The following is a 24,837-nucleotide window of genomic DNA, read 5'->3' on the forward strand; positions in this document are numbered from 1 at the left end:
ACCCGGACACCCGTCGCATTGTAGATCGCATTCGCGAGCGCCGCTCCCACGCCGATGGTCGGGTTTCAAGCCTTCTCAATAAGGATCTGCGCCATCCGCTCACCAATCAACACGCAGGTTGCCATTGTCGCAACTCCGGGAATACGCGGCATCACGGATGCGTCGGCAATGCGAAGATTGCGCACGCCATTGACGCGTAGTTTTGAGTCAACCACGGCTTCCTCGTCCTTGCCCATCCGGCAAGTGCCGACCTCATGAAAATAGGTCGTGGCGCCATCGCGAATGAAATCGGTCATTTCTCGGCCGGCAAGTCTCTTGCCCGGTGCGACCTCGCGTTTCGCGAACGCCTTCATGGCCGCGGAGTTGCCGAGTTCGCGGCAAAGCTCGATGCCCGCTGCAAGCGTTGCCACGTCATCGGGATGCCCGAGAAAGTTTGCCTCGACGATCGGCTTGTCGGCAGGATTGGCTGATTTGAGGCGCAGTGTGCCACGGCTCTTGGGTGCGACTAGCCCGGCGCAGAGGGCCCATGTCGTTGCCGGCGGCGCGTATCGTTTCGCGATGACTTCACTGGCATATGGCAGTTCGATCTGGACGATGTTGATATTGGGCGAGGAAAGGCTTGCGCTCGTTTTCCAGAAGCCGGCCACTTCGGCGCCGCTATTGCGCAACTCCATTTGCTGCGGTGCCTCCCACAGGCAACCACCGTGCAGGATATGATCGTGGAAGTTTCGTCCCACTTCTTTTCGGTTGGCGACGGTCTTGATTCCATGAGACTTGAGATCATCTTCGTTGCCGATGCCGCTGAGCATGAGGATTTTGGCGCTGTTCATGCCACCGGCGCAAAGTACGACCTCCCTGCCAGCGCTGATAGTCGTGATTTTGCCGTCGAACTCGACCTCGACGCCGGTGACACGGTCGCCAACCAGGACCAGCCTGTGGACTTCCGCATTTGTCAGCAGCGTCACGTTGCTTTGACCCAGCACCGGATAGAGATAGGAACGCGCCATGCTCTGGCGCTGTCCGTCGCGGATGATCTGGTTCATCAGGGCGAAGCCACCGCTCGCCTCTTCTCGGGCTCCGTTTTGGTCCGACAGAACCTCGTGCCCGAGCTCACGCGCTGCGTCCAGCAACGCCGGCGCGAGCGGCGAAGGATCGGCTGCTGACTGGCACCAGACCGGGCCGCCCTTGCCGCGGTAGCGGGCATCCGGCGCCCCCTGCCAGTCTTCGGCCTTTCGAAAAATGGCGAGGCCTTGCTCGTAGCTCCAGCCTGGGTCGCCGGTGACGTCAGCCCAATGATCGAGATCAGCCTTGAAGGGGCGCGCCCAGATCGTCGCGTTGATACTGCTTCCACCCCCAACCACCCGGCCCATGTGTTCGGGAATCGCCCGACCGTTCACGCTGTCGGAGGGCTCCGATATAACGCCCCAATCGCGCTCGGTGCCGAGGTTCGTAAACCAGAGCGCGGGGTTCGAGACCGACGGCGCCGTATCCCAGTCCCCAGCCTCGATGAGCAATATACTGATGGAGTTGTCGCTTGCCAGGCGGCCGACCAATGCCGAGCCAGCGCTTCCCGAACCGCAGACGATATAGTCATAGCTCGACGAGAGTTTTCGTCTGCGGTCGTTTTGATTGGCGCGAATATCCTCGAGTTGATCGGCCAGCGCAGCCAAGCCGACCGATGACAACCCCGCTGCGACAGCCATAGTGAGGAAAGCGCGGCGGTCGATTGAGCGGTTGAGAAAGGCTCGCTCCAGACCTGCAAGTGCCTGTTGCGATGTATCGACTTCACGCATGCGACACCTCCCTGAACTACTCCCAGCTATTTTTTGCCGGTCTAGTTATGTTCAACCTTCCATAGCGTTTCGCCTAATGTCAAACGGATTTCTCATTGTGCAATGCCAACACACGCTTTCGATGATAGAGCCATCGGTACTTGCGAGCCGTTTATGCGCCTGCCAAGTCTCTTTCCGGCTATCCGATGCCAAGAAATCGCTCGCGGATCGCGGAGTCGTCGGCCAGCGCCTGATTGCTCCCGCTCCAGATGACGGTTCCTTTTTCGACGACGTAATGCCGATCGGCGAAGGTCGACAAAGCATCAACCTCTTTGTCGATGATCAACATTGCCAGCCCGAGCTCCTTCAGGTCGATCAGCCGCCGCCAGATTTCTTCCCTGATCACGGGGGCCAGCCCTTCGGTGGCTTCATCGAGTACGAGCAATTGCGGATTCGTCATCAAGGCGCGCCCGATCGCCAGCATCTGCTGCTCGCCGCCGGACAATTGGCCGCCGCCATTGGACAACCGCTCGCCCAGCCTGGGAAAGAACTCGATAACCTTCGCCATCGTCCAGGCATCCGGTAGGCCACCTGGATTAGCCTCGGCCATCAGCAGGTTTTCTCGCACCGATAGATTGGGAAAGATGTGACGCCCTTCCGGCACGAGCCCGACGCCGAGCCGCGCGATTCGGTGCGGTCGAAGCTGGCTTATAGCCTGGCCCGAGATCGCGATCGACCCGGATGTTATGGGCAGCAGACCGCAGATCGTCCGGACCGTCGTCGTCTTACCCATGCCGTTGCGGCCGAGCAATGTGACGACCTCGCCTGCCGCAATGGACAACGATATGCCGAACAGCACTTGGCTTTGGCCATAGGCAGCGTGAATGTTGGCGACATCGAGAAGCATACGAACTACCTGTGCCCGAGATAGGCCGCGCGTACGGCCGGATCCGACCGGATGTGACCCGGCGCGCCTGTCGCGATCGCTTTTCCGGCAACCAGCACGGTGACGCGGTCTGCGAGCCTGAATACGGCGTCCATGTCGTGCTCGACCAGCAGGATCGAATAGCGCGATTTCAGGCGCAGAAGCAGCGACGTCATGCGCGCGCTATCTTCGCGGCCCATGCCTGCCATCGGTTCGTCGAGCAAAAGAAGTTTCGGCCGCATCGCCATCGCCATCGCCAATTCGAGTTGGCGGCGCTCGCCATGCGAAACATCGCCAGCGCAACGATTGGTTCTGCCGAGCCCGACGGCGTCGAGCATCTCTTGCGCCGGGCCGGTCAGAGCCGGATCGGTATGCGTGCCGCGCCAGAAGCGGAAGCTATGTCCCTGTCGCGCCTGCACCGAGACGGCCACATTGTCGCGCAAGCTGAACTGCGGGAACACCGAGGAAATCTGGAACGAGCGCGCCAGGCCGGCATGTGCGCGGCGGTGAGACGGTTCGCGCGTGACATCGCGGCCATCGAACAGGATCGACCCCGCGTCAGGCGTCAGGTCGCCCTGCAATTGCGAGATCAGCGAGGTCTTGCCAGCACCGTTGGGACCAATTAGCGCCAGCGTCTCGCGATCGGCGACATGCAGATCCAGATGGTCGGTCGCGACCAGTCCGCCGAAGCGCTTCACCAGGCCGGTCACCTGCAGCAACGCGTCGCTCATGGCCGGCGCCCCGTTTCGAACGCCATGCGCAGCAGGTCGGTCAAACCGCCGCGTAACAGGACAACGATGCCGATGATGATCAGGCCGAAGCCGAGTTGCCAGTAGACCGTCCATCCGGAAAGCACGATTTCGAGCACCAGGAAAACCGCTGCGCCCAGCAAGGGACCCCAGACCGTCGACATGCCGCCCAGCACGCACATGACTACGAGGTCGCCGGAGCGGACCCAGGACATTTCCGACGGGCTGATGAACTGCTGCCCGGCAGCCAACAAACCGCCACCAAGGCCGGCGATGGCACCGGAGATCGCAAAAGCCGCCAGTTGATAGCGCAACGGCGGGATGCCGAGCGCCGCCAGTCGCCGTTGATTCTGCGACGAGGCGCGCAGGACGACGCCGAACCTGCTCCCAACCAGGCGCTGCAGCACCACCAGCACAACGCCGAGAGCGATAACGCATCCGAGATAGAACGGCACCCGTGCCATCGCAGGATATCCGAACAGCGTGATGTCGCCGTTGATCTGCAACCCGTCCTCGCCGCCATACTTCTGCAAGGCGACAAAGAAGTAATAAAGCATCTGGTTGAAAGCGAGCGTGATCATGATGAAATAGGCCCCCCCGGTCCGCAGCGACACCACGCCCATGACTGCGGCGGCCAGCGCCGAGACGCAGATGGCCGCGGGCAGCACGACGGCAAGTTCGGTCGAGCCGGGAATGAAGCCGAAAAGCGGTTCGCCGGCCTCGGCCTGGAAGGCGAGGATGCCGACGACATATCCGCCGATGCCGAACAAACCCGCATGCAGAAGGCTGACAAGTCCGCCGAATCCGAGAACGATGTTCAGTGCGATCGCGGCCAGCGCGAACACGATGACCCGGGTGCCGATCTTGAGCAGGAACGGATTGCCGGTCAGCGATGCCACTAGCGGTAATGCCGCGAACAACAAAATCAGGATCGCTATCGGCGTGACGCCGGCGAACCGCGGCGACGGCGTCGCTTCGACGACGGAATGGAGCGCACTGTCAGCCATGGACCGGAAACAACCCCCGTGGGCGCAAAGCCAGAATGACCGCCATCAGCACGAAAATCAGCATGCTGCCGAGCGCGGGTGGCAGCAGCACGCGGCCGAACGTGTCGACGACCCCGACCAAAACGGCTGCAATTAACGCGCCCTTGATCGAGCCGATGCCACCGATCACGGTGACGACCAGCGCCAGGATCAGCACGGGCTCGCCCATGCCGACCTGAACCGCACTGATCGGTCCCGCCATCATGCCCGCAAGGCCTGCCAGCGCGGCGCCGGCCGCGAAAACCAGCGAGAAGATCAGCTCGACATTAACGCCCATGGCCGACGCGATGTCACGGTTGCTCGCGCCTGCGCGGACCCACATGCCGACGCGCGTGTGCGACACCACAAGATACAAGCCCGCCGCGACCAGCAGACCGGCCGCGAGAATGACGAGACGGAAACTCGGATAGATCAGGCCCGGCATCAACTGCACCGACGATGCCAGGGCCGACGGCAGCGGCATGGGGACAGGAACGGGCCCCCACACCATCTTGGTCAGTTCGTTGAGAACGAGGATCAGCCCGAACGTCACCAGCACCTGATCGAGATGGCCGCGGTGATAGAACCGCCTGAGCACAACCGCCTCGAGCAAGGCTCCGGCCAGCGCCGTCGCCGGCACGGCCAGCGCCACGGCGAGCGCGAAGCTTCCCGTGCGGGCCAGAATCGTGGCGGCAGCGAAGGCGCCGATCATGAACAACGATCCATGAGTCAGGTTGATCATGTTCATGATGCCGAACACCAGCGTCAGCCCGGCCGCCATCAGGAACAGCTGGACGCCCAATTGAACGCCATTGAGCGACTGTTCGACAATCAGCGTCAGCCCCATCGCGTCAAACTCCAGATCAAAGACCGCTACTGCGCCGGCTTCATGGCGCAATCGGAGACATGGAAGTCCGCCAGATCCGCCTTGATCAATTCGCCGCGCTTCATGACCGGCCGGCCCTTGCCGTCCTTGACGATCTCGGCGAGGTAGGCGTCCTGGATCGGGTAATGGTTGGTGTTGAACTTGAACTTGCCGCGTAGCGAGTCGAACGTGACCGCCTCCAGAGCTTTCTGGAACGCAGCCTTGTCCTCGATCTTGCCGTCGATCGATGCCAGCGCGGCATTCAGCAGGCGCGCGCCATCAAACGCATTGGCGGCGTAGGGAGACGGCAGACGGCCATACGCGGCCTCGAAATCCGCCGTAAACATCTTGCTCACCGGGTTGTCGAAGTCTTCCGTCCAGAACGTGGAGGCAAAGGCGCCGACGGCCGCCTCTCCCATACCGGGCAGCACGGTCTGGTCGAGCGAGAACGATGGCCCGTAGAGCTTGATGATATTGGCCAGGCCGGCCTGGGCATACTGCTTGACGAAATTGATACCCATTCCGCCAGGATAGAAGAAGAACACGGCGTCCGGCTTGACCGAGCGCAATTGCGAGATTTCGGCGGCGTAGTCGAGCTGGCCGAATGCCGTATAGACCTCGCCGGCAACCTCGCCCTTGAAAGTGCGCTTGAAGCCCGTGAGGTAGTCTTTGCCCGCCGGATAGTTCGGTGCCATCAGATAGACGCGCTTGGCCTTGTTGGACAGATAAAGCCCCATCGCCTCGGGCAATGTGTCGTTCTGGAATGCCGAATTGAAGTAGCGCGCGTTGCACTGCTTGCCGGCATATTGCGAGGGCCCGGCATTGATGCTGAACACGAAGGCGCCTGCATCGAGGACCGGTTTGGCAACCGCCAGCATCACGTTGGAGAAGGTGATGCCTGTGACAATCTGCACGCGATCGCTCTCGACCATCTTGTCGGCAAGCTGGCGACCGACGTCAGGCTTTGCCTGATCGTCGCCCTGGATAATTTCGACCGACCGGCCACCGAGCTTGCCTCCAGAACTCTTCAGGCCAAGCTTGAACCCGTCCAGCAGCTCCTGTCCCAACTGCCCCGACGGACCGGAAAATGTCGAAATGAATCCGATCTTGATCGGCTGCTGGGCATGCGCGTTTGCACCTGCGAGGAAACCCGCGGCACACAATAAGAGCGTTGTCTTTCTCATGGTCCCCTCCCTCCGCAGCGCCTCTTTTTGAACGGGCGACTGCCAAATGAATAACTTGTCGGGCAACGATGGCCTACGAGGCGATCGGCTTTCCAATCGTGATGTCGATCTGGCCGAGACCGGCAATACCGCCGGTGACCTTGTCGCCGGTGACGATGGCGCCCACGCCGGCGGGCGTTCCGGTCATCACCAGATCACCGGGCTTGAGGACCATCGAGCGCGACAGAACGGCAATGATGTCTGGCACCGGCCAGATCAGCTCGGCGAGGTCAGCGTCCTGCTTTACATCGCCGTTAACGGCGAGCCAGATGCGGCCAGCATTGGGCCGGAACGAGCCATCGACGCGATGCAACGGCGCGATAGGCGCCGAGTGATCGAATGCTTTGCCCCAATCCCACGGCCTACCCTTATCACGCGCTTCGAATTGCAGGTCGCGCCGCGTCAGATCGATGCCGACGCCATAACCGAACACGTGATCAAGCGCGGAGGCGGCTGAAATACTGAAGCCTCCCTTGCCGATCGCGACGATCAGTTCGATCTCGTAGTGCAGGTTTGCGGTTTCCGGCGGATAGGGAATCGTCTCGCCGTTATCCACCACCGCGTCGCTGGGCTTGGTGAAGAAGAACGGCGGCTCGCGATCCGGATCTTTCCCCATTTCACGGGCATGCGCGGCATAATTTCGGCCGACGCAAAAGATGCGTCGCACCGGAAAGCGGGCGGAGTCGCCGGCTACCGCGACGGAAGCAATCGCCGGAGGCGCAAAAACAAAATCAGTCATCATTGGCGTCCTAAATCACGCGTTGCCGCGGTCTTCGCGAAACAGATCAAGCTTCTGCTGAACCGGCCGATCCGAGAAGCTGAAGAGAACTGCATCCTCGTCGCTTTCGTGAGTCACCCACTGCCAACTTGGCACGACGAACAGATCTCGCGGCCCCCACTCGAAGGTTTGATCACCGATCCGCGAACGACCCCGACCTTCGATCGGCGCAAATACTGTGGCGTCCGTGGAACGGTATCTTGCGGTCTTGAAGCCGTTGGGCAGAAGTTGAATGAAGGTGCCGATGGTCGGCATCGCGAAATCGCCCGTCACGGGATTCGAGAATCTCAGCTTGAGACCGTGGCAGGCATCCCACTCATCGTGAGCCTTCGCCGCTTCGAGCGCCTCGCGCGTATATGAATATGGATAGTTGAAGATCGGCGAGGCTTTCGCGGTGCGCTTTAGATCGACCGGCAGCAGGTTGCGGCCATAACGCGCGAAGCTGTCCCCGACAGGACGAGTGACTTTCTGCTCGTCCTCCTCGAGCCCCTCCGCGAAGGAGGCATCGAAGAACTGCACCATTGGGATATCCAGACCATCGAGCCAGAACATCGGCTCCGACGCCTGATTGCCGTGATCGTGCCACTTCATTGAGGGCGTGATGACGAAGTCACCCGGCGCCATCATGGTTCGCTCGCCATCAACGGCAGTATGAGCGCCCTCGCCTTCCAGAACGAACCGCAGTGCGGATTGACTATGGCGATGGGCGGGCGCCACCTCCCCCGGCATCACCATCTGAACGCCGGCGTAAAGCGAGGTCGTGACTTTGGATTGGCCACGCAGACCCGGATTCTCGAGAACGAGAACGCGGCGCTCCGCTTCCTTCGCCGTGATGAGCTTTCCCGCCTCCATCATATAGGCGCGGATGTCGTCAAACTTCCAAAGATGGGGCCGACAAGCACTCTTGGGTTCGGGCGTAATAAGATCGCCCATCACATTCCACAGCGCTGACAGGTTTTCACCGTCGATCTTGCGGTAAAACGATTCTCGTTCCGGCGTTTTTTGAATGGCGTTGTCCATAGACAGCCTCCCGTCGTTCTTCTCACTTATTTGACAGTATACTGACAAAACGCATACTGTCAGTCAAGCTTTTCAAAAGCGTGATATCGAAAATGGGAGGGCTAGATGGAACTACACGGCTATTTCCGCAGCAGCGCCTCATATCGCGTCAGGATCGCCCTCAATCTCAAGGGGCTGACCGCACAGCATCTTTCGTATCATTTGCGCAACGGAGAGCAGCGCAGCAGCGCCTATCTCGCCATGAATCCGCAAGGCCTCGTGCCGACATTTCGCAACGCAACAGGCGACCTACTGACCCAATCGATCGCCATCATCGAATGGCTCGACGAGACCTATCCCGATCCATCACTGCTGCCGCAAGATCCGCTGCAACGCGCGCGGGTTCGTAGCTTCGCCATGGTGCTCGCCTGCGACACACATCCAGTGCAGAATCTCAAGGTGCTTGCACGCCTGCGACAACTTGGTTTGACTGAAACGGTCGTCACGGAGTGGGCTGCGTGGGCAAACCAAGAGGGACTCACTGCATGCGAAGCTCTCATCGCAGGCGAGACAGGTCCGTTCTGCTTTGGCGCATCTCCCACGCTCGCCGACATCTGCCTTATTCCACAGCTCGCCAATGCCAAGCGTTTTGGCGTGGACCTTGCTAGGTTTCCTCGTCTAAAAGCCGTGGCATCCGCCGCCGCGGAACTAAAGGCTTTCTCCGATGCCGCGCCAGAAAAACAACACGACGCTGAATAAGCCAGTATTCAACGGCGGTGCATCCCCCCCGTCATCCGCTGCGATGGATGACGTCTACAAGAAGCCAGGCTACCTGTTTCGGCGCATGCAGCAAATTGCGGTTGCCGCTTTCATGGAAGAGTGCCAGGCGGTTGATCTGACGCCAGTTCAATACGCGGCGCTTGTCGGTATTCGGGCCCATCCGGGCATCGACGCCACGCGTTTGTCGGCACTCATCGCGTTCGATCGTTCAACACTCGGAAGTGTCATCGAACGCCTGGAAACAAAGGGCTTTCTTGAGCGGAAATCGGGCCCCGACGACAAGCGCGTCAAACTGCTGCATCTGACAAAAGCTGGAGCCAGCGAGCTTCGCAACGTCGAGCCGCTGGTTGCACAGGCGCAAACCCGCATGTTGAAGCCCCTCTCTCCGACCGACCGGCAGGCCTTGCTCAAACTCCTGACCCAGCTTGTGGACTTGAACAACGACGTGTCACGCGCTCCGATGCGCGTAGATGACGTGATGCAACATCTGAACAAACTGGGCTGAGTCCTGCGGTTAGCTGATCCGTTTCGTCTCATCCGTCGCTATAGTCTCAAAAGCGCCTGACGATCGATCTTTCCTGTCCCCGTTTTCGGAAGCTCGCTCACAAACTGCACTTCACGCGGATATTTGTACGGTAGCAGCCTCTCCTTGACGAAACTCTGCAGCATTTGGGTCGCCTCAGCCGCGTCGAAATCGTTGACATCCATCACGACAACGGCCTTCAGGCTCATCCGACGATCGGCGAGCTCGACCGCAAGCACTGCGCATTCACGAACGTTGGGATGTTCCGCCAAGCACAGCTCGACTTCCAACGGGTAGACCCACTGCCCCGACACCTTGATGAGATCATCCGCGCGACCGCGGAAAAAGTGAAATCCCTCGCTATCGCGCACGAATCTGTCGCCGGTGTAGATCCAGCCGCCCTCACGTATCGTTTCCGCCGTCTTATCCGGCCTGTTCCAATATAGTGGAGTGTTGGAGTCGCCCCGCACCCATAGAATGCCTTCCTCGCCATCAGCAACCGTCTCTCCGTCCTTGTCCTTCAGCGCGATCTCGTAGCCGGGAACGCGCTGACCTGCCGACCCCAGCTTCTTGGCGCCGGGGCGGTTCGACAGATAGATATGGAGCACCTCCGTCGAGCCAAGGCCCTCGACGATCTCAAGTCCCGTCAATGTCTTCCATTCCTTGAAGACGTCCGCCGACAGGACTTCGGCGGCAGACAATGACAGACGCAGCGAGGAGAAATCATGCTTTGCCGCGCCCGCGGCTTTTGTCAGCGCTGTGTAAAGCGTCGGCAATCCGAAGAAAACGGTCGGACGGAATTGCTCGACCGCCGCAAAGATCGCATCCGGCTTCGGCTGCCCAGGCAGCAGCAGAGCGGCAGCGCCGACCGAGAACGGGAACGTCACCGAGTTGCCGAACCCGTAGGCGAAGAACATCTTCGGCACGGAGAAACAGATATCGACCTGTGACAGCTTGAGGATATCACGGGCGAAGGCTGCTTCACTGTACGCCATATCGTGCTGTAGGTGAACGATCCCCTTGGGTCGACCTGTCGATCCGGATGAGTACATCCAGAACGCCATCTCGTTCCGATGCGTGTCCGCCTCAGCCAATTCATCCGAAAATCCTGCCAACCACTGCTCGGACGCAAGCCGAGTCGCAACGGACCCTGCCTCAGCCGTTCCATTGACTACGATCAGCGTGCGTAGCGCGGTGTCGCGGCAAGCCGTTTCATTGAATATGGCACCGAAGGCAGCATCCGTGACGGCAACGCTTGCCCCGGAGTCCGACAGGTAGAACTGCAGCAGGTCAGGCGGCGTAAGGGTATTGATGAGCAATGGGACGAATCCCGCACGCACGGCACCGAAAAATGCCGCCGGATATGCCGGGGTATCGTCGAGAAACAGCAAGACCCGATCGCCTCGCTGCAGGCCAAGCGATCGAAATCCATTTCCCCACTTGCAGGCGTCTGCGCACAGCTCCTGATAAGTGCGCGTACCAGATAGCCCGATGACAGCGACCCGGTCGCCTCGTCCAGCGGTGAGATTGTCAAACAGGATTTGGCTTGCATTGTAGCGAGCGGGAATGGAAAAGCCGATTTCGCAGGCGCCGACGCTGTCAAGCGGCACCTGATCGTTGATGATGAGACCGTCCTGCGGCTTGCTCATCGTGTGCCCTCCCCCCGTTGCGCCTCGTCGTATTGCGCCATGAATGACGGCGACATCTTTCGCAGCCGATCATCATCGACACGACCGGACCGCGTGATGTAGCTGTAAGCAAAATCCATCATGCCAAGCTTCATGTGTTCGGGGAATTTCTCGTACCAATCGGAGCTGGTGCGCGCAGCGGCGATGAGCTTTTTTACGATCGGCTTGCGCTCGGTCTCATAGCGCGCCAGTCCCGCTGCGATATCCGACTCCGCATCCAACGCCTTGACGAGCGCGATCGCATCCTCGATCGCCAGCCGTGTGCCGGATCCGATCGAGAAGTGCGCCGAATGCAGCGCATCGCCGATGAGCACCATATTCTTGAAGGACCAGTGCTCGTTCCAAACCCACGGAAAGTTTCGCCAAACCGACTTGTTCGAAATAAGCGGATGGCCATCGAGCGTAGCGGCAAAGACCTGCTCGCAGACTGATTTTGACTCCTCGATCGTCTTATTGGCAAAATCGTAACGCTGCCAGGTCGTGCGGTCGCACTCGACTAGAAACGTGCTCATCGTCGGCGAAAACCGATAGTGATGCGCATTGAACGCGCCATGCTCGGTGGAGATGAAGGTCTGCGACAACGTTTCGAACCGCTTCGTCGTGCCATACCAGGCGAATTTATTGCTGGAATAGGAGAGCGAACTGCCAAAATCGCCCTCGAAGGTCCGGCGAACGAGCGAATTGAGCCCGTCGGCGGCGACAATCAGATCGTAACCGGCAAATCGGTCAAGCGATGGCACGACGGTGTCGTAATGCAGCTTGACGTGAGCACCGCGCGCACGTTCCTGCAACAGTTTGAGTAGTTCGAGCCGTCCGATCGACGAAAACCCTACGCCATCTATATCGATCGTGCGTTCGCAAAGATTAAGCGTGATGTTCTTCCAGCTCTCCATCCGCGGCGCGATGGCGTCGACCGTCTCGGGATCGTCCGCACGTAAAAAATCAAGAGCCTGCTCGGAAAAGACGACACCGAAACCCCACGTCGCATCGGCGGGGTTCTGCTCGAACACCTCGACCTCGGCGGCGGGATGCTTGACCTTAAAAAGGTAGGCAAAATAGAGGCCGGCCGGACCTCCTCCCAGTACGGCAATGCGCATTTTTCTCTCCCAGAGCCGCTTTTATATTATACAATTGATTGCCTATTAGACAAAAAATGAAGGAACAGCAAGCGATGTTCGAAACCGGCTTTACAGTCGAATGGGGGGATTGCGATGAAGCAGGCATCGTTTTCTACCCAAACTATTTCTATTGGCTGGACTGCACCTTCCAGCGCTTCCTGCGATCTCATGGCTTAAACCAGCGCGAACTCCGCAAGCGGTTTGGCGCTGTGACGCCAATTATTCAGGCTCATTCAGACTTCAAGGCGCCTATTCGATACGACGACACGCTGGTCATCAGAGCGATTGTCCGCCAGGAGAGCGAGCGGCGCTTCCGCGTGGATTACCATTTGAGTTCGAACGGAACCCCCGTCGCAAACGCGCACGAAATTCGCGCATGGGCACTTGTCGCAGCCGACGGATCGATCAAAGGTGGACCAATCGACCCGGAATTCCTTGCGATATGCAATGCATCCGATAAGCCCTAATTGACCCTAGAAATCACGATATGAAACAACCGAAACCCGCCGCTACATTTTCACCCAAGCGCGGCAAGGCGACCGGGAAGACATCGCGATCAATTGCCGAAGCCAAAGACTCATTGGAAGCCAAAGCAAAGCCCGCGATCCGCCGGGGCATCCAGTCGGTTGAGGTCGGATTTCGTGTGTTGGCCGCGCTCACCGCGGAATCGCAACCTTCAACATTGAGCGCGATCGCCAAACGATCGGAGCTTTCCGCCTCCCAAGCACATCGTTACCTGTCGAGTCTCATCGCCATCGGCATGGCTCGTCAGGGCTCACCTTCAGGGCTTTACGAGCTGGGGCACCAGGCGATCCAGATCGGACTCGCAGCTCTCGCACGAACCGACATCTTCCTCGAGGCCGATCCCGCCATCGCAGAATTCACGCGCTCAACTGGGCGGACTACACTGGTCGCCGCGCTTGGTCCCCTTGGACCGACCATCGTTCGATGGCATGCGGGCCGAATCCCCGTCATTACCTCGCTCTCAGTCGGATCCGTCCTGCCCCTCCTCGGCTCAGCGACGGGGCATACGTTTCTGAGCTTCATGGGAGCCGAGGAATTTGAAGGCGCGATCGAACGAGCCAAGACCGAAAATGCAGACGCCGCCAAAATCGATGTCGGCTCAATACGAAAACGTATACTCGCGAACATGTACGCGTCGGTGGACGAGTTATTGATACCGGGTTTGCGGGCCACCGCCGTTCCAATCCTCGATATCCAGGGACGAGCCGCCTTGGTTGCGACAGTCTTGGCAACGCCAGCATTCGCTCGCTCGGACGACGAGGCCATCATCAAGAAACTCCAAGCGGTCTGCAGATCTCTCACTGCAAAACTTGGCGCTGCCTAGCTGGACTTGTCGCTCATTTGACGGCGCTGCCCTTTTTGATTCTGCCTTTGCATTGTCCAATTCGACATAGAGATAGACTAAGCCCATGAATTCGCTCGATCGGCATGAATGAGCGGGGCAACATCGAAGAAGTAGTTGCCCGCCGGAAAATCTCCATTTGCTTGAAGGCACGTCTCTAGCGGCTGACGGGACCGCCAATCCGTTCGGACAGATCGCTTGCAGCTTTCTTCAGTGCAGTTTCCACTTCCGCGATCGTTTTCCTCTTCGTCAGATCGAGACGCTCCGCATAAGGAACGGTGAGCGCGGCAATGGCCGAGCCTTGCGTGTCTAGAATCGGATAGCTGACTGCGTGCAGCCCTTTGACCTGAACACTAACAATCGACTCGTAACCACGGCTCCGGACCTTTCGCAGGACCTGCTCGATCTGGGCGTTGACCTGATCAGGACGTCGCCGAACGGACTCCTTGATCCGCTGCTGCGCTATGGCAGGATCCTGAAATGCCAGAAGCACGCGGCCCGACGCCGAAACCAATACGTCCAGTTCGGCGCCCACCCGCACACTGAATCCGAGGCCGCTGGGATTATCGACCTTTGCAATGACGATCTGGGCGCCGTCGCTGTAGACGGTCAGATGACAAGCCTGCTCCAGACGCGACGAGAGGTCCTGCATGATCGGGCCCGCTTCCGATAGAAGCCGGTTCGTCGGAGGATTACTATGAGCGAGGGCGAAGAGCTTCGTCGTAATCCCATAGCTTTCACCCAAGCTGACAACATAATTCCGGCCGACCAGACAGGCGAGCATTCGATAAATCTCGCTGACACTCCGGCCCAGGCGGTCCGCCATTTCGGTTAGCGTCATCGACGTGTTGCTGCGGCACAGCAACTCGAGGATATCCAGCCCTTTCTCAAGGGCGGGCGCAGAATATGTCGCAACCGACGACGAATCCGCCACATCTGATTTTTTTGTTGGTTTGCGGCTCATTGTCGGCTTTTTCATTCCGGAATTCCCTGTTGCTCGGTTGGACAATCCTACGTGAGACCGCCCCCTCGTCGATAGATTCATCGGCGCGAGTTCGCCGCTAAATTTGCACTGCAAAATGCGATCTGTGGACCACCCCGCTGCGCAGGGCGCGCGCATCACTACGGCAATCCGGCAGTTGCGAGACCGCTGTGGGATGGATTGTTCCGTCCGAATGCTGCAACGCCTTAGGTTATTTTCATATATAATAGTTTGACTTTATATATAAAAACTGGACTACTTGCCCATCAACGGCTGATCGCTATGGCGAAACAGCAGCACCCGCTCTCTCCGGAGCCTCTTCGTCCAGAGCGGAAAATAAAAAACAAACGCATCGGGAAACGCCACTGTCACTTCGGAGGGAATGCTCATGCTGAGATCACTTCTTGGTTCACTTGCGCTGCAGTTGATCGTCGGGACCGTCGCTGCTCAAACAAACGATTCAATCAAGATCGGCGTCATGAATGACCAGACTGGCATTTATGCCGATTTGGCCGGCCCCGGTTCTGTCATCGCGGCGCGTCTGGCCGTCGAGGATGCAGGCGGCAAAGTGCTCGGCAGACCTATCGAAATTGCCGTCGCCGACCACCAGGGTAAGCCCGATATCGGCGCCAATATTGCGCGCAAGTGGTATGACGTCGATGGCGTCACTGCGATCCTTGACTTGCCGGTGTCGTCTATCGCGCTCGCTGTCCAGGAAGTTGCACGCCAGCGAAGCAAGATCGTGATATTCTCAAGCGCCAGCGCGTCGGACCTGTTGGGGAAGTCGTGCAGCCTGACGTCGTTCCAGTGGACCTTCAATACGCTGTCCGCAGCACGAAGCACGGCTACCGCCGTCTTCAATGAAGGTGAGAAATCCTGGTACTTCATCGCTGCAGATTATGCCTTTGGAAAAGCGATGGTGCGCGATGCGAGCGCCGTTATCGCACAAAAGGGAGGCCGAGTTGTGGGCACCGCGTGGCACGCGCTCGGCACATCTGATTTCGCATCCTATCTGCTGCAGGCCCAAGGCTCAGGCGCGCAGGTCGTCGCGCTCGTGAGCGGCGGTTCCGACTTCATCAATGTGATGAAACAGTCGAGCGAGTTCGGCTTGGCCTCCGGCGGACAGAAGATCGTCTCGCTGCAGACGTTCATCTCGGATGTTCACAGCATTGGCTTACCGATCGCCCAAAAACTAACGCTCACCGCCGCGTTTTACTGGGATCTCGACGCAAAGACCCGCGCATGGTCGAAACGCTTCGCCAACCTCAGTGGCGGTCGCATGCCGACCATGGCCCAGGCCGGCGTTTACAGTGCGACTTTACACTACATCAAAGGGATCGCAGAAGCTGGAACAACTGACGGTGCGGCTGTGGCCACGGCGATGCGAAAACTGCCTGTCGATGACATGATGACCCATGGCGCCCGCATTCGCGATGATGGGTGGGTGATGCGGGATCTCTACCTTTTCCGCGTCAAGACACCGAGCGAGTCCAAGGGGCCGTGGGACTACTACACGCTTCTGTCCAAGATCTCCGGGGAAGACGCCGCCCCTCCCCGCCTTCCGGAATGCAAATGAACAATACTATTTCCATCTCGATCAGACGCCTTGGTCGGTCCGATCTGTTGGACCGGGTACCCGAGGCACCGGGTGACGGAGAATATAGGCACTTGCGCTTCAGTTGAACCAAAGTGGCCGCCACCATTTGCCGACTTTTTCATATATAAAAACTTGACATCATATATAAATTGCCATTCTTTGTTTCTCAACAACGGCACGGACCTTGATGTCCGGCAGAAAGGCGGGAGTGTTGCGTGAGGGAAGACTGGCCAACAAGGTCGCGATCATTTCCGGCGGCGCTGGAGGCATTGGATCGGCGGCAGCACGACTGTTCTGCAAAGAAGGCGCTCGGATCGCGCTCGTTGACCTCGACGCCGCGAGCCTTCGCGCCGTTGCGGACACCGTGAGGTCGGAGATCGACGGAGCAGAGTTGATGTGTATCGCCACCGATCTTCGTGAAGAGCGTTCAGCCCAGGATATCGTCTCACAGGTCCTGAAGGCATATGACGGTATCAGCGTTCTGGTGAACAATGCAGGCATCCGACGTTACGAAGCATTGGCGGACGCTCCTTGGGAGGCATGGGAAGACATCATCCGGCTCAACTTGCTGAGCGTGGCGTCGCTCTCACGTGCCGCGCTGCCGGCCCTGCGCCAGAGCGGCAAGGGCAGCATCATCAATGTCTCCTCGACATATGCGGTGTATGGCCGAAAGGGCATGGGCGCCTATGACGCAACTAAATCGGCGGTTCTCTCCCTCACCCGAACCCTAGCCTATGAGGAAGCCGCACACGGCGTACGGGCAAATGCTATCTGCCCGGGGTTCACCCGCACGCCGTTCCATATTCAACGGCTCGGCGTCGAGACTGTCGAGAAGATAACGCCGCCTTGCGTGATGAAACGTTGGGCCGATCCGATGGAGATGGCTTATCCAATGTTGTGGCTCGCTTCCGATGAGGCATCCTATGTCACGGCAGCGACCCTGATGGTCGATGGCGGCCTTCCCGAATAAATTCGCCCAGAAAGAAAGGACCGCGCGATGGACCTTAAATTACATCACGTGAACTACTCGACCAAAAACGTCAAAGCGCTCTCCGACTTCTATAAATCGCTCTTCAATCTGACGCCGGCTCATGCAGGCGCACACACTCAAATTGTCTCACAGGGCTATGACGGTCAGGTTGAGTTTCTAACCGACGGAACGACCGAGTTCCACATCGCGCCGCAGGATCTTGGGGTGGCCTTCCGCACCAAGCAGAGTCTCAACCCCCTCGATCGCGGCCATATCGCATTCCGCACCGATGATATCGAAGCGTTCAAGACCATGCTGAACGAAAAAGGGATCCAGTTCGCCGACTACGGCGTCTGGGCCGTCGGCGGCTGGTACCAGATTTTCCTTCAGGATCCTGATGGAACGATCATCGAGGTGCATCAGGTGGATTACAAGGAAGCAGGCTGACCTGCAGCTTCCTCTCGATCGCGGATCAAACGAAGAGGCGAAGGCCGATATGCTTCTCAATGACAAGGTATGCCTCATCGTGGGCGCGGCATCCGAACGAGGCATTGGATTCGCGACAGCTAGACTGTTTCGCGAACACGGCGCATCTGTCGTCGCACTCGATATTCAGATGGAAGGCAGTATTGTCGCCACACTCAATCGGGTCGCAGGGCATGATCGTGGACCGGCAGGTAGAATTGAAGGACGACGGTGTGACGTGACCAACCGCGACGATTGTGCCGAAGCTATTAGGTGGACGTGCGAACGCTTCGGCCGGATCGACGGACTGGTGAATTGCGCGGGCATCGTGACAGCTCGTTCGATGTTGAGCATATCGGCGGCAGAGCTGGATCGAATGATCGACATCAACCTGAAGGGCGCCTTCAATGTCTGCCAGAGCGTCGTCGAGGTAATGTCGAGGCAAGGCAGCGGATCGATCGTGAATGTTGCCTCCGTGGCAGCGCAACGGGGCGGCGGACTGGTAGGCGGCGCGCATTACGCGGCATCGAAAGGAGGCGTCATCAGCCTGACGCGCTCGATCGCCCGGGAGTTCGGCCCGACCGGCTTGCGAGCAAACACGGTTTGCCCATCCTTGATCGAAACCGCCATGCTGGATGGCAACATCAACGAACAACAAATGAGTTCGCTGCTTGGGCAGATCCCCCTAGGGCGCGCCGGGCACCCCATCGATGTCGCCGGTGCCTGCCTATTTCTGATTTCCGAGCTATCCGCCTACGTCACGGGCGCAACCATCGATGTGAATGGCGGCAGCCACATCCACTAGCGTCACCCAGCACCGGTCTCGGCGCCGCGCAAGACGATCTCCGTGAGCTGACCGCACGGCGAAGAAAGGCTCGACGAATCCGTTCAACTCAGTTTGCCCTCCGTTGTCGCGGCGACGAGATGGCCCACGACATAACGTACGCGAGGACTGAGCTAGGCCTGACGCGGCCAGACCGCACGGACGTCTACCCGAATGGTGGAATGCCCCTGAAGGACCTTCTGCAAGGTGCCACGCCCAAGGTGATCTCGGACAAGCACATCGGGAGCTGGCAAAGCCCCAGCCCGCCGACGGCGGCATCGACCATCGCGTCCCCATCTCCTACTTGGTGCGCGACCGGAGGCGAGATGCACTTTTCCGATACACCATCGCCTACCTGCCTCCCGATGTCCATTGGCTCGTCAACACCATGACACGGAAGGGCTACGTCGCGCGGGTTGCACGCGCGATTGCGGTTTGAGCTACTCCGAATGCCTGCTGTCTCTGGTCAACGGCACCTGCCTATCCCACTTGCCCACCCTCGATACTGACGCCGCCATGCGGCGCTCGGGTGCGGTTGTTCGTGGTGATGAAGACTAGCACGGCATTCGGAGTAGCATTCTGGGTCCAGCCCCCAGCACGCACGCCCTCTAACGGCCAGCGACAGACCTTCGGTTCAGTCCGACGAGCGCTCCAAAGATGACACCGACGCATATCGGCATTCCGATCATTGACAGGGGCGACACGAGCAACTGCATTAGCACCGCGTAACCCTTGCCATCAGCCTCGCTTGCCGACTGAGACTGCAAGAAGCTCGTCACGAACACGGCTAGAAGCACCCCGGCCACCGCGACCTTGAGCCACCTGATGCCCCTCGGGAGGCGCTGCGCAGCGTAGCTCACTGCGACCGCCGGGAGCACAGTGAGTGCGACGAACAGCAGAATAATGAAGATCAAGACCAGTCTCGCTTCCAGCGGCGCACGGTCCTCTCGACACTTGAATACTGTGGCAGAACTAACGTGATCGCCGTGAATGTCGTGATCCAGAGTATCATGTAGAGCGGCAGAGCGACGCCTTGATAGTACGCTGACTGGCTCGATGTTGACAGCGCTAATTGGTAGTCAGCCGATCTCCCGCGGGTACTTTGGCAAATTCGGCTCGACCTAGACATGCCGGCAGATCGACATCAACAATATCTTCCCGAGGGCACAAAGCGCGACGCGGTTACCTTGCGAGCGCGCTTCGCCCCTTCGACGCTTTGAACGCGACACCAGCACACGCGCTAGACAGCCGACGATTGCCGGATGGTCACGGGCACCAGGTCGCTTCGAAATGCGCCGACCTGTCATCCCACCGCGTCAGGAAAACCTGCGTTTCCGGCGGCACGACCGCCTTGGTGCTGTCCTTCCCCGCGAAGGCTTCAATCGCGGCCATCGATTCCCAGAACGTGATCTCGACGATGGCGACTTCGTCCGCTTCGTTGCTGCGCATGAAGTACGAGCCCTTGTAGCCGGGCACCCGATGCAGCGCAGGCAGGGTTTCCGTCGTCAAAAGTTTTTCATAGGCGCCCGCCTGTTCCGGCTTCGCCCAGCCACGCCATACGCGTCCAATCATCTTCGTCTCCTGTGTGATGTGAAATCTCGACCCAAATTCAATCGAGAACTCGAATGCGGTTTGGCGCGACACGTACTGTAACCGTGTCACCTGCCCTGAAATTCTTGCTGTCGGTTGCGAGGCATCGAATGTGATGGGCACCCACCGAGACCACGTAGCGGACACGCGATCCCAGAAAGATTGCCGTTTCTACCCGCGCACTGCATCCCGTTTGGCCCGCCGGAGCTAATTGTACTTCTTCCTGCCGAAAGGTGATGGTCGCCGCGCCGTCGCGACCATAGCCATCCGCCAATAGAAGCGCTCCCTCGGCAGAGAGTCGGGCATGACAAGTGGCGCCATCCGTTTCCAGATTTACATCAAGAATATTGGAAGAGCCCATGAAGGCCGCAGAGAACCGCGTCGCCGGTGCGCCGTAGAGTTCGGACGGCGTGCCCTGCTGTTCGATCTTCCCTTCATTCAGGAGAATGATGCGATCCGACAAACTGAGCGCCTCTTCCTGGTCATGCGTCACGAAGATGGTGGTCAGCCCGGTCTGCCGATGCAGCTGGATCAGTTCCTCCTGCATGCTTTCGCGCAGGCGGGCATCCAGGTTGGACAGCGGCTCGTCGAGCAGCAGCACCTGCGGCCGCGAGACAACGGCCCGCGCGACCGCGACGCGCTGCTGCTGGCCACCGGACAGCTCACGCGGCCTGCGCGCGGCGAGATGACTGAGCTGAACCATCTCCAGCACGTCTTTCACCCGCCTGGCCTGTTCCTGTCTCGTCCCGATGCTGCGCATCCGGAGCGGAAACATCACGTTGTCGAACACGCTGAGATGCGGCAGCAGCGCATAGGACTGGAACACCATGGCGATGTCGCGCTTCTCCGGGGGAAGCGCGGTCGAATCCTTGCCGCCGATGACAATCGATCCGCTGGTCGTCTGCTCAAGACCGGCGATCATGCGCAACAGTGTTGTTTTTCCGCAACCACTCGGTCCGAGCAGGCTGACGAATTCGCCCTTGGCGATCGACATGGAAACGCCCTTGATGACGGCGGCATCACCGAAGCGCTTCGTGATATCGATAAGCTCAACCGCGGCCATCAAGCTGCTACCTTCTGCACGCCGAGCAGCCGGTCGATTGCCAGCAGCATCACAATGGTCAACCCGATCATCAGGGTGGAGACGGCCGCGATCGACGGATCGGGGCTGAACTCCAGTTGCGTATAAATTTGAATGGGCAGGGTCATGATCTCCGGCGAGCGCAGGAATAACGAGACGATGGCCTCATCGAACGATATGTTGAAGGCGAAAAAGGCGCCTGCAGCGATGCCGGGAAGGCACTGCGGAAGAATCACGTAGAGCAGTGTCTTCCAGCGGCCTGCCCCCATGGTGCGCGCCGCTTCTTCCAAAAACTTGTCGGACGTCGATAGCACCGCAAGCGTGGTGCGGATGACGTAAGGCACCGCGATCACGGTATGACCGATCCAAAGGGATACGAAGGACGTCCGGCCGATCTGCGCACTCCAGAACATCAGAAGTCCGAGCGCGAACACGATGGTTGGCAGCACCAGCGGAGACAGCACCAGCGCCGATAGGATGCCGGTACCCGGAATGCGCCCGCGATGAAGTGCGATGGCCATTCCCGTTCCGACGACCGTCGCAGACGCCGTCACGACCGCGGCGAGTTGCAAGCTGTTCCAGGCTGAATGGACATAGACATTCGAGTCGAGGACCGTGTGATACCATTTCAGACTGAAGCCCTGCGGCGGAAATGCAATGTAGTCTCCTGCCGTGAAGGATACGCCCGCCACAACGACGATCGGTCCGAGAATAAAGACGAGCATGACCGCAACGAAGAGCGCGGTGACGATACGAACCCAGGAAGGAATGGACCTAACCATGGGATTTCCTCGTCAGCCGAATATAGGGGATGAGGAGGATCAGCACCCCCACGAAGAGGATCAGTGACTGGGCAGCAGCGAAGGGCCAGTCCTGTGATTTGGTCGCGGTTTCGTAGATCGACCCGGCGAGCACCGGCAGGCGAGCGCCGCCGAGTAGTGACGGTGTGATGAAGTAGCTCACCGACAGCGTGAACACCAGCAGCGACCCGGCAACGATTCCCGGCACGGACAGCGGAAGCACCACGCGCCTGACGGAAGCGAGAAAGCTGCACCCCATGACGCGCGATGCTTCTTCGAGGCGCGGATCGAGTCTCAGGATGACACCGAGGACGGACAGGACCATGAATGGAAAGAGGATCTGGATCATGCCGATCACGATGGCGGCCTCGGTATGCATCATCGAATAGTTGCGCCGGACAAAACCCATCGCATACAGCGCCTCGGGCAATAGCCCGCCCCGCCCCAGCAGCACCATCCAACCGAATGTCCGGACGACGACGCTGGTCATCAAGGGCAGCGTGATGAAGATCATCAGCCAGACCCGCAGGCGGGGCCTGGCGCGGGCCATGACATAGGCGAACGGGAAGCCCGCGATCGCGCAAACCAGTGTGATGATGCAGGATAGTTTGATGGTTCGCCAGGCAACGCCGAGGTAATAGGCATCCGTCAGAAAACGTTCGATATAGGAAAGCGTAAAGGATCCGTCCGGGTTCTTGACGCCGAGCACCATGATGCCGGCGACAGGAACCAGAAACGCCAGACACAGAAGAAGAATCCCGGGAGCGGCAATGATCCAATCGTCATAGTGCCTGTTCATCGCGCCCTCGGTATTCGTCTATTGCAGCGGTCAGCGTGCGATCAGCTTCTTCCAGCTCTCGATCAGTGCCGCCCTGTTGCTGTCGACCTGAGCCGGGTCGAAGCGGATCAGAGACTTCACGCCGTCGCCGAACACCACTTCGGATGCGACGGCATCATCAAGCTTGGTCTTGCGGTTGGTGGGCGAGTATCGCATCTCGCGGGCAAATGCCGCCTGAACGTCCGGAGACAGTTCGAAGTCGATCAGCTTCTTGGCAAGCGCCTGGTTGGGACGACCGGCGACGAGATTGGCGGTAAAGAACACCGCCGGCGCGCCTTCTTCGGCCATCACGAACTTCACCGGCTGGCCGGCTTGACGGATGACATGGGCGTAGTCCTGCGAGAACGCGGCAACCCATGCATCATTCTGGGCAAAGTTCTGTTGCACTTCCGGCGATGACGAGATGATCACCGAACGGTTGAGCAACTCGCCGACCTTCTGAAGGCCAGGCTTCGGGTCGTTGAGAGCACCGCCCCACACCTTGTTCATCATCAGGAAGCCGAGCAAGCCGTAGGAATTGGACAGGTCGGTCAAGACCAGATGGTCGCCGTACTCGCTCTTCCAGAGATCCTTCCAGGCTTTCGGAGCGTTCGGAACCTTCTTCTCGTTGTACAGCAGGCCGATTGCCGTCACCAAATGGACAGGGCCTTCGCCGCGCGCCATGCCTTCGGTGGCGAACGGATAAAGATCGGCGGCATTCGGCAGTTCCTCGGGCTTGATCGGCGAGATCAGGCCTTCCCGTGCCGCAACCACTTCCTGGCCGCCCGAGAAATGTACCACGTCATATTGCGGAGCGCCCTTCTGGGCACGCAGCTGCGCCAGCGTGTCGGCGGAGTAAACCGTCACGACCTTGATCTTGACGTTGTTGGCCTTCTCGAAGGGTTCGAACACGAGCTGCTTGTGCAGCTTCTCATAGGCGCCGCCCCACGAATTGACGACGAGCGTCTCCTGCGCAACGGCACCGGAGACGGAAGGCATGATAAGGAAAGACGTTAGGAGCGCCAGAACGGTCTGATTTGCTTTCACTGCACTTCACCTTTCAATGTCTGATCAATGCTTGCGGATATTGCCTCGATTGAAGCGCGTAGCCGCGCTTCAAGACCCCTCGGAGTTTTGCCGGAGTATCGCGCAAGACACCGGCAATTTGCCCTAGACGTTCATGGGCGAGTTTTCGAGCAACGTCAGTTCACCGGGCGTCAGGACCTGCTTGATGAAGCGCTCCTGGTGCGGCTTGTAGAAATCCCACAACCGGCGCAGTTCGAGATGCGGATTTTCAGCCCAGTCAATCCGCAGATCGACAAGCGGCCAGGTTTCACGATCGGCAATCAGCAGCGCAGACGACATGATGGGCTTGGTCTCGCCACCCGCAGCCAGCCCTGCATCGACCGCGGCCAGCAGCCGCTCCGCAAAGACCAGGTGCTCGCTCGCCTCGAACGTCTCGACCATCGCGCGCGGCACGTCTGTATTCGCAATGAAGTTGCCGGTCGAAACGCAAGATTTCCCGGTGAAGCCCGCATTGATGCACTCGATCTCTGGACCGTTGAAGAAGGCGACACGCCCCTCCTTGTCGACCGCTGCGAATTGGCGCTCCTGAGGAAAGTCGTTTGTCGCGGCCAGCAGGTTGACCGTTTCCTGCGCAGAACACCCGCGAGACAGCAGGTCGATACCGAGCGGGCCTGCCCGCGTATCGGTACGGTGCTGTGTCGTGACGGCCCCGACCCCGGCCTTCACCCAGGGACAGCGATTGCCGACCGCAACCGCGGATGTGGCGATGCCAATGCCGAACATTCCTGACTTTGGATCCCGTGCCATGATGGAAAACGTCAAAACTCTCTCCAATACCGTTCGAACATGTTATTTTAGCGCTAAAATATGGTAAG

Annotated in this window: 26 protein-coding genes; 8 read left to right on the forward strand and 18 right to left on the reverse strand. The window is 59.2% G+C overall.

Annotated features, from left to right (window positions below):
- Positions 1-65: 65 nt before the first annotated feature.
- The 8 genes from BLW80_RS28240 to gtdA all read right to left on the reverse strand — a co-directional run bounded on the left by BLW80_RS28240 (position 66) and on the right by gtdA (position 8,357).
- Complete coding sequence (locus tag BLW80_RS28240; protein WP_093761742.1) at positions 66-1,793, reverse strand: GMC family oxidoreductase; 1,728 nt, start codon at positions 1,791-1,793, stop codon at positions 66-68.
- Between the two features lie 178 nt (positions 1,794-1,971).
- Entirely contained in the window at positions 1,972-2,679 is a 708-nt protein-coding gene (locus BLW80_RS28245; protein ID WP_093761744.1) for an ABC transporter ATP-binding protein, read from the reverse strand.
- A gap of 5 nt (positions 2,680-2,684) precedes the next feature.
- Entirely contained in the window at positions 2,685-3,428 is a 744-nt protein-coding gene (locus BLW80_RS28250) for an ABC transporter ATP-binding protein (protein WP_093761746.1), read from the reverse strand.
- The gene (locus tag BLW80_RS28255; protein WP_093761748.1) at positions 3,425-4,453 is read right to left on the reverse strand and encodes a branched-chain amino acid ABC transporter permease; all 1,029 of its coding nucleotides are present in this window, start codon (positions 4,451-4,453) and stop codon (positions 3,425-3,427) included. The genes BLW80_RS28250 and BLW80_RS28255 overlap by 4 nt, the downstream gene beginning before the upstream one ends.
- Entirely contained in the window at positions 4,446-5,312 is an 867-nt protein-coding gene (locus BLW80_RS28260) for a branched-chain amino acid ABC transporter permease (RefSeq protein WP_199488758.1), read from the reverse strand. The genes BLW80_RS28255 and BLW80_RS28260 overlap by 8 nt, the downstream gene beginning before the upstream one ends.
- Before the next feature lie 32 nt (positions 5,313-5,344).
- Entirely contained in the window at positions 5,345-6,520 is a 1,176-nt protein-coding gene (locus BLW80_RS28265) for an ABC transporter substrate-binding protein (RefSeq protein WP_093761750.1), read from the reverse strand.
- Positions 6,521-6,593: 73 nt separating this feature from the next.
- Entirely contained in the window at positions 6,594-7,298 is a 705-nt protein-coding gene (locus tag BLW80_RS28270; RefSeq protein ID WP_089266302.1) for a fumarylacetoacetate hydrolase family protein, read from the reverse strand.
- A gap of 15 nt (positions 7,299-7,313) precedes the next feature.
- Positions 7,314-8,357: a gentisate 1,2-dioxygenase gene (gene gtdA, locus BLW80_RS28275; protein WP_093761752.1), complete on the reverse strand. Its 1,044-nt coding sequence runs from the start codon at positions 8,355-8,357 to the stop codon at positions 7,314-7,316.
- Positions 8,358-8,462: 105 nt separating this feature from the next.
- Between gtdA and maiA the strand changes: the two genes are divergently transcribed.
- Together maiA and BLW80_RS28285 are read left to right on the forward strand one after the other, a co-directional pair.
- A complete protein-coding gene (maiA, locus tag BLW80_RS28280; RefSeq protein ID WP_093761754.1) occupies positions 8,463-9,095 on the forward strand; it encodes a maleylacetoacetate isomerase in 633 nt (210 codons plus the stop codon).
- A complete protein-coding gene (locus BLW80_RS28285; RefSeq protein WP_502688641.1) occupies positions 9,061-9,621 on the forward strand; it encodes a MarR family winged helix-turn-helix transcriptional regulator in 561 nt (186 codons plus the stop codon). The genes maiA and BLW80_RS28285 overlap by 35 nt, the downstream gene beginning before the upstream one ends.
- A 38-nt stretch (positions 9,622-9,659) precedes the next feature.
- Here BLW80_RS28285 and BLW80_RS28290 read toward each other — a convergent pair whose 3' ends face one another.
- Together BLW80_RS28290 and BLW80_RS28295 are read right to left on the reverse strand one after the other, a co-directional pair.
- On the reverse strand, positions 9,660-11,288 hold the full coding sequence (locus BLW80_RS28290) for a benzoate-CoA ligase family protein (protein ID WP_093761758.1): 1,629 nt from the start codon (positions 11,286-11,288) through the stop codon (positions 9,660-9,662).
- On the reverse strand, positions 11,285-12,424 hold the full coding sequence (locus BLW80_RS28295) for an FAD-dependent monooxygenase (protein WP_093761760.1): 1,140 nt from the start codon (positions 12,422-12,424) through the stop codon (positions 11,285-11,287). The genes BLW80_RS28290 and BLW80_RS28295 overlap by 4 nt, the downstream gene beginning before the upstream one ends.
- Before the next feature lie 56 nt (positions 12,425-12,480).
- On the opposite strand from BLW80_RS28295, the gene BLW80_RS28300 reads away from it, so the two are divergent.
- Together BLW80_RS28300 and BLW80_RS28305 are read left to right on the forward strand one after the other, a co-directional pair.
- Positions 12,481-12,912 carry an acyl-CoA thioesterase gene (locus tag BLW80_RS28300; RefSeq protein ID WP_170849837.1) on the forward strand — a complete coding sequence of 144 codons (432 nt, stop codon included), beginning with the start codon at positions 12,481-12,483 and terminating at the stop codon, positions 12,910-12,912.
- Between the two features lie 20 nt (positions 12,913-12,932).
- On the forward strand, positions 12,933-13,793 hold the full coding sequence (locus BLW80_RS28305) for an IclR family transcriptional regulator (protein ID WP_093761762.1): 861 nt from the start codon (positions 12,933-12,935) through the stop codon (positions 13,791-13,793).
- 175 nt (positions 13,794-13,968) lie between these two features.
- On the opposite strand, the gene BLW80_RS28310 is transcribed toward BLW80_RS28305, so the two are convergent.
- Positions 13,969-14,790: an IclR family transcriptional regulator gene (locus BLW80_RS28310; protein WP_199488720.1), complete on the reverse strand. Its 822-nt coding sequence runs from the start codon at positions 14,788-14,790 to the stop codon at positions 13,969-13,971.
- 258 nt (positions 14,791-15,048) lie between these two features.
- Positions 15,049-15,183, reverse strand: a complete 135-nt coding sequence (locus BLW80_RS30950) for a hypothetical protein (RefSeq protein ID WP_283805532.1) — start codon at positions 15,181-15,183, stop codon at positions 15,049-15,051.
- Here BLW80_RS30950 and BLW80_RS28315 point away from each other — a divergent pair.
- From BLW80_RS28315 to BLW80_RS28330, 4 genes are all read left to right on the forward strand, one after another.
- Complete coding sequence (locus BLW80_RS28315; RefSeq protein WP_093761836.1) at positions 15,182-16,369, forward strand: ABC transporter substrate-binding protein; 1,188 nt, start codon at positions 15,182-15,184, stop codon at positions 16,367-16,369. The genes BLW80_RS30950 and BLW80_RS28315 overlap by 2 nt on opposite strands.
- A 208-nt stretch (positions 16,370-16,577) precedes the next feature.
- Entirely contained in the window at positions 16,578-17,360 is a 783-nt protein-coding gene (locus tag BLW80_RS28320; RefSeq protein ID WP_170849838.1) for an SDR family NAD(P)-dependent oxidoreductase, read from the forward strand.
- Positions 17,361-17,387: 27 nt separating this feature from the next.
- The gene (locus tag BLW80_RS28325; protein ID WP_093761764.1) at positions 17,388-17,807 is read left to right on the forward strand and encodes a VOC family protein; all 420 of its coding nucleotides are present in this window, start codon (positions 17,388-17,390) and stop codon (positions 17,805-17,807) included.
- Between the two features lie 49 nt (positions 17,808-17,856).
- The gene (locus tag BLW80_RS28330; protein ID WP_093761766.1) at positions 17,857-18,630 is read left to right on the forward strand and encodes an SDR family NAD(P)-dependent oxidoreductase; all 774 of its coding nucleotides are present in this window, start codon (positions 17,857-17,859) and stop codon (positions 18,628-18,630) included.
- 1,284 nt (positions 18,631-19,914) lie between these two features.
- Here the strand turns inward: BLW80_RS28330 and BLW80_RS28345 are convergent.
- From BLW80_RS28345 to BLW80_RS28370, 6 genes are all read right to left on the reverse strand, one after another.
- Positions 19,915-20,220, reverse strand: a complete 306-nt coding sequence (locus BLW80_RS28345) for an antibiotic biosynthesis monooxygenase (protein ID WP_093761772.1) — start codon at positions 20,218-20,220, stop codon at positions 19,915-19,917.
- Between the two features lie 37 nt (positions 20,221-20,257).
- Positions 20,258-21,301, reverse strand: a complete 1,044-nt coding sequence (locus BLW80_RS28350) for an ABC transporter ATP-binding protein (RefSeq protein WP_093761840.1) — start codon at positions 21,299-21,301, stop codon at positions 20,258-20,260.
- The gene (locus BLW80_RS28355) at positions 21,301-22,101 is read right to left on the reverse strand and encodes an ABC transporter permease (RefSeq protein WP_089266196.1); all 801 of its coding nucleotides are present in this window, start codon (positions 22,099-22,101) and stop codon (positions 21,301-21,303) included. Before BLW80_RS28355 ends, BLW80_RS28350 begins: the two co-directional genes overlap by 1 nt.
- Positions 22,094-22,918, reverse strand: a complete 825-nt coding sequence (locus BLW80_RS28360; RefSeq protein ID WP_093761774.1) for an ABC transporter permease — start codon at positions 22,916-22,918, stop codon at positions 22,094-22,096. The genes BLW80_RS28355 and BLW80_RS28360 overlap by 8 nt, the downstream gene beginning before the upstream one ends.
- Positions 22,919-22,948: 30 nt before the next feature.
- Complete coding sequence (locus BLW80_RS28365; RefSeq protein ID WP_093761842.1) at positions 22,949-23,935, reverse strand: ABC transporter substrate-binding protein; 987 nt, start codon at positions 23,933-23,935, stop codon at positions 22,949-22,951.
- 171 nt (positions 23,936-24,106) lie between these two features.
- On the reverse strand, positions 24,107-24,769 hold the full coding sequence (locus BLW80_RS28370; protein WP_089266194.1) for a DUF1028 domain-containing protein: 663 nt from the start codon (positions 24,767-24,769) through the stop codon (positions 24,107-24,109).
- Positions 24,770-24,837: the final 68 nt, after the last annotated feature.

This window comes from Tardiphaga sp. OK245 (assembly GCF_900108575.1).
Taxonomy (GTDB): Bacteria; Pseudomonadota; Alphaproteobacteria; order Rhizobiales; family Xanthobacteraceae; genus Tardiphaga; species Tardiphaga robiniae.

Coding starts and splice junctions, on each gene's coding strand:
- BLW80_RS28240 (WP_093761742.1), bottom strand. CDS start 1,793: ATGCGTGAAGTCGATACATCGCAACAGGCACTTGCAGGTCTGGAGCGA.
- BLW80_RS28245 (WP_093761744.1), bottom strand. CDS start 2,679: ATGCTTCTCGATGTCGCCAACATTCACGCTGCCTATGGCCAAAGCCAA.
- BLW80_RS28250 (WP_093761746.1), bottom strand. CDS start 3,428: ATGAGCGACGCGTTGCTGCAGGTGACCGGCCTGGTGAAGCGCTTCGGC.
- BLW80_RS28255 (WP_093761748.1), bottom strand. CDS start 4,453: ATGGCTGACAGTGCGCTCCATTCCGTCGTCGAAGCGACGCCGTCGCCG.
- BLW80_RS28265 (WP_093761750.1), bottom strand. CDS start 6,520: ATGAGAAAGACAACGCTCTTATTGTGTGCCGCGGGTTTCCTCGCAGGT.
- BLW80_RS28270 (WP_089266302.1), bottom strand. CDS start 7,298: ATGACTGATTTTGTTTTTGCGCCTCCGGCGATTGCTTCCGTCGCGGTA.
- gtdA (WP_093761752.1), bottom strand. CDS start 8,357: ATGGACAACGCCATTCAAAAAACGCCGGAACGAGAATCGTTTTACCGC.
- maiA (WP_093761754.1), top strand. CDS start 8,463: ATGGAACTACACGGCTATTTCCGCAGCAGCGCCTCATATCGCGTCAGG.
- BLW80_RS28285 (WP_502688641.1), top strand. CDS start 9,061: ATGCCGCGCCAGAAAAACAACACGACGCTGAATAAGCCAGTATTCAAC.
- BLW80_RS28290 (WP_093761758.1), bottom strand. CDS start 11,288: ATGAGCAAGCCGCAGGACGGTCTCATCATCAACGATCAGGTGCCGCTT.
- BLW80_RS28295 (WP_093761760.1), bottom strand. CDS start 12,424: ATGCGCATTGCCGTACTGGGAGGAGGTCCGGCCGGCCTCTATTTTGCC.
- BLW80_RS28300 (WP_170849837.1), top strand. CDS start 12,481: ATGAAGGAACAGCAAGCGATGTTCGAAACCGGCTTTACAGTCGAATGG.
- BLW80_RS28305 (WP_093761762.1), top strand. CDS start 12,933: ATGAAACAACCGAAACCCGCCGCTACATTTTCACCCAAGCGCGGCAAG.
- BLW80_RS28310 (WP_199488720.1), bottom strand. CDS start 14,790: ATGAAAAAGCCGACAATGAGCCGCAAACCAACAAAAAAATCAGATGTG.
- BLW80_RS28315 (WP_093761836.1), top strand. CDS start 15,182: ATGCTGAGATCACTTCTTGGTTCACTTGCGCTGCAGTTGATCGTCGGG.
- BLW80_RS30950 (WP_283805532.1), bottom strand. CDS start 15,183: ATGAGCATTCCCTCCGAAGTGACAGTGGCGTTTCCCGATGCGTTTGTT.
- BLW80_RS28320 (WP_170849838.1), top strand. CDS start 16,578: ATGTCCGGCAGAAAGGCGGGAGTGTTGCGTGAGGGAAGACTGGCCAAC.
- BLW80_RS28325 (WP_093761764.1), top strand. CDS start 17,388: ATGGACCTTAAATTACATCACGTGAACTACTCGACCAAAAACGTCAAA.
- BLW80_RS28330 (WP_093761766.1), top strand. CDS start 17,857: ATGCTTCTCAATGACAAGGTATGCCTCATCGTGGGCGCGGCATCCGAA.
- BLW80_RS28345 (WP_093761772.1), bottom strand. CDS start 20,220: ATGATTGGACGCGTATGGCGTGGCTGGGCGAAGCCGGAACAGGCGGGC.
- BLW80_RS28350 (WP_093761840.1), bottom strand. CDS start 21,301: ATGGCCGCGGTTGAGCTTATCGATATCACGAAGCGCTTCGGTGATGCC.
- BLW80_RS28355 (WP_089266196.1), bottom strand. CDS start 22,101: ATGGTTAGGTCCATTCCTTCCTGGGTTCGTATCGTCACCGCGCTCTTC.
- BLW80_RS28360 (WP_093761774.1), bottom strand. CDS start 22,918: ATGAACAGGCACTATGACGATTGGATCATTGCCGCTCCCGGGATTCTT.
- BLW80_RS28365 (WP_093761842.1), bottom strand. CDS start 23,935: ATGCCTTCCGTCTCCGGTGCCGTTGCGCAGGAGACGCTCGTCGTCAAT.
- BLW80_RS28370 (WP_089266194.1), bottom strand. CDS start 24,769: ATGGCACGGGATCCAAAGTCAGGAATGTTCGGCATTGGCATCGCCACA.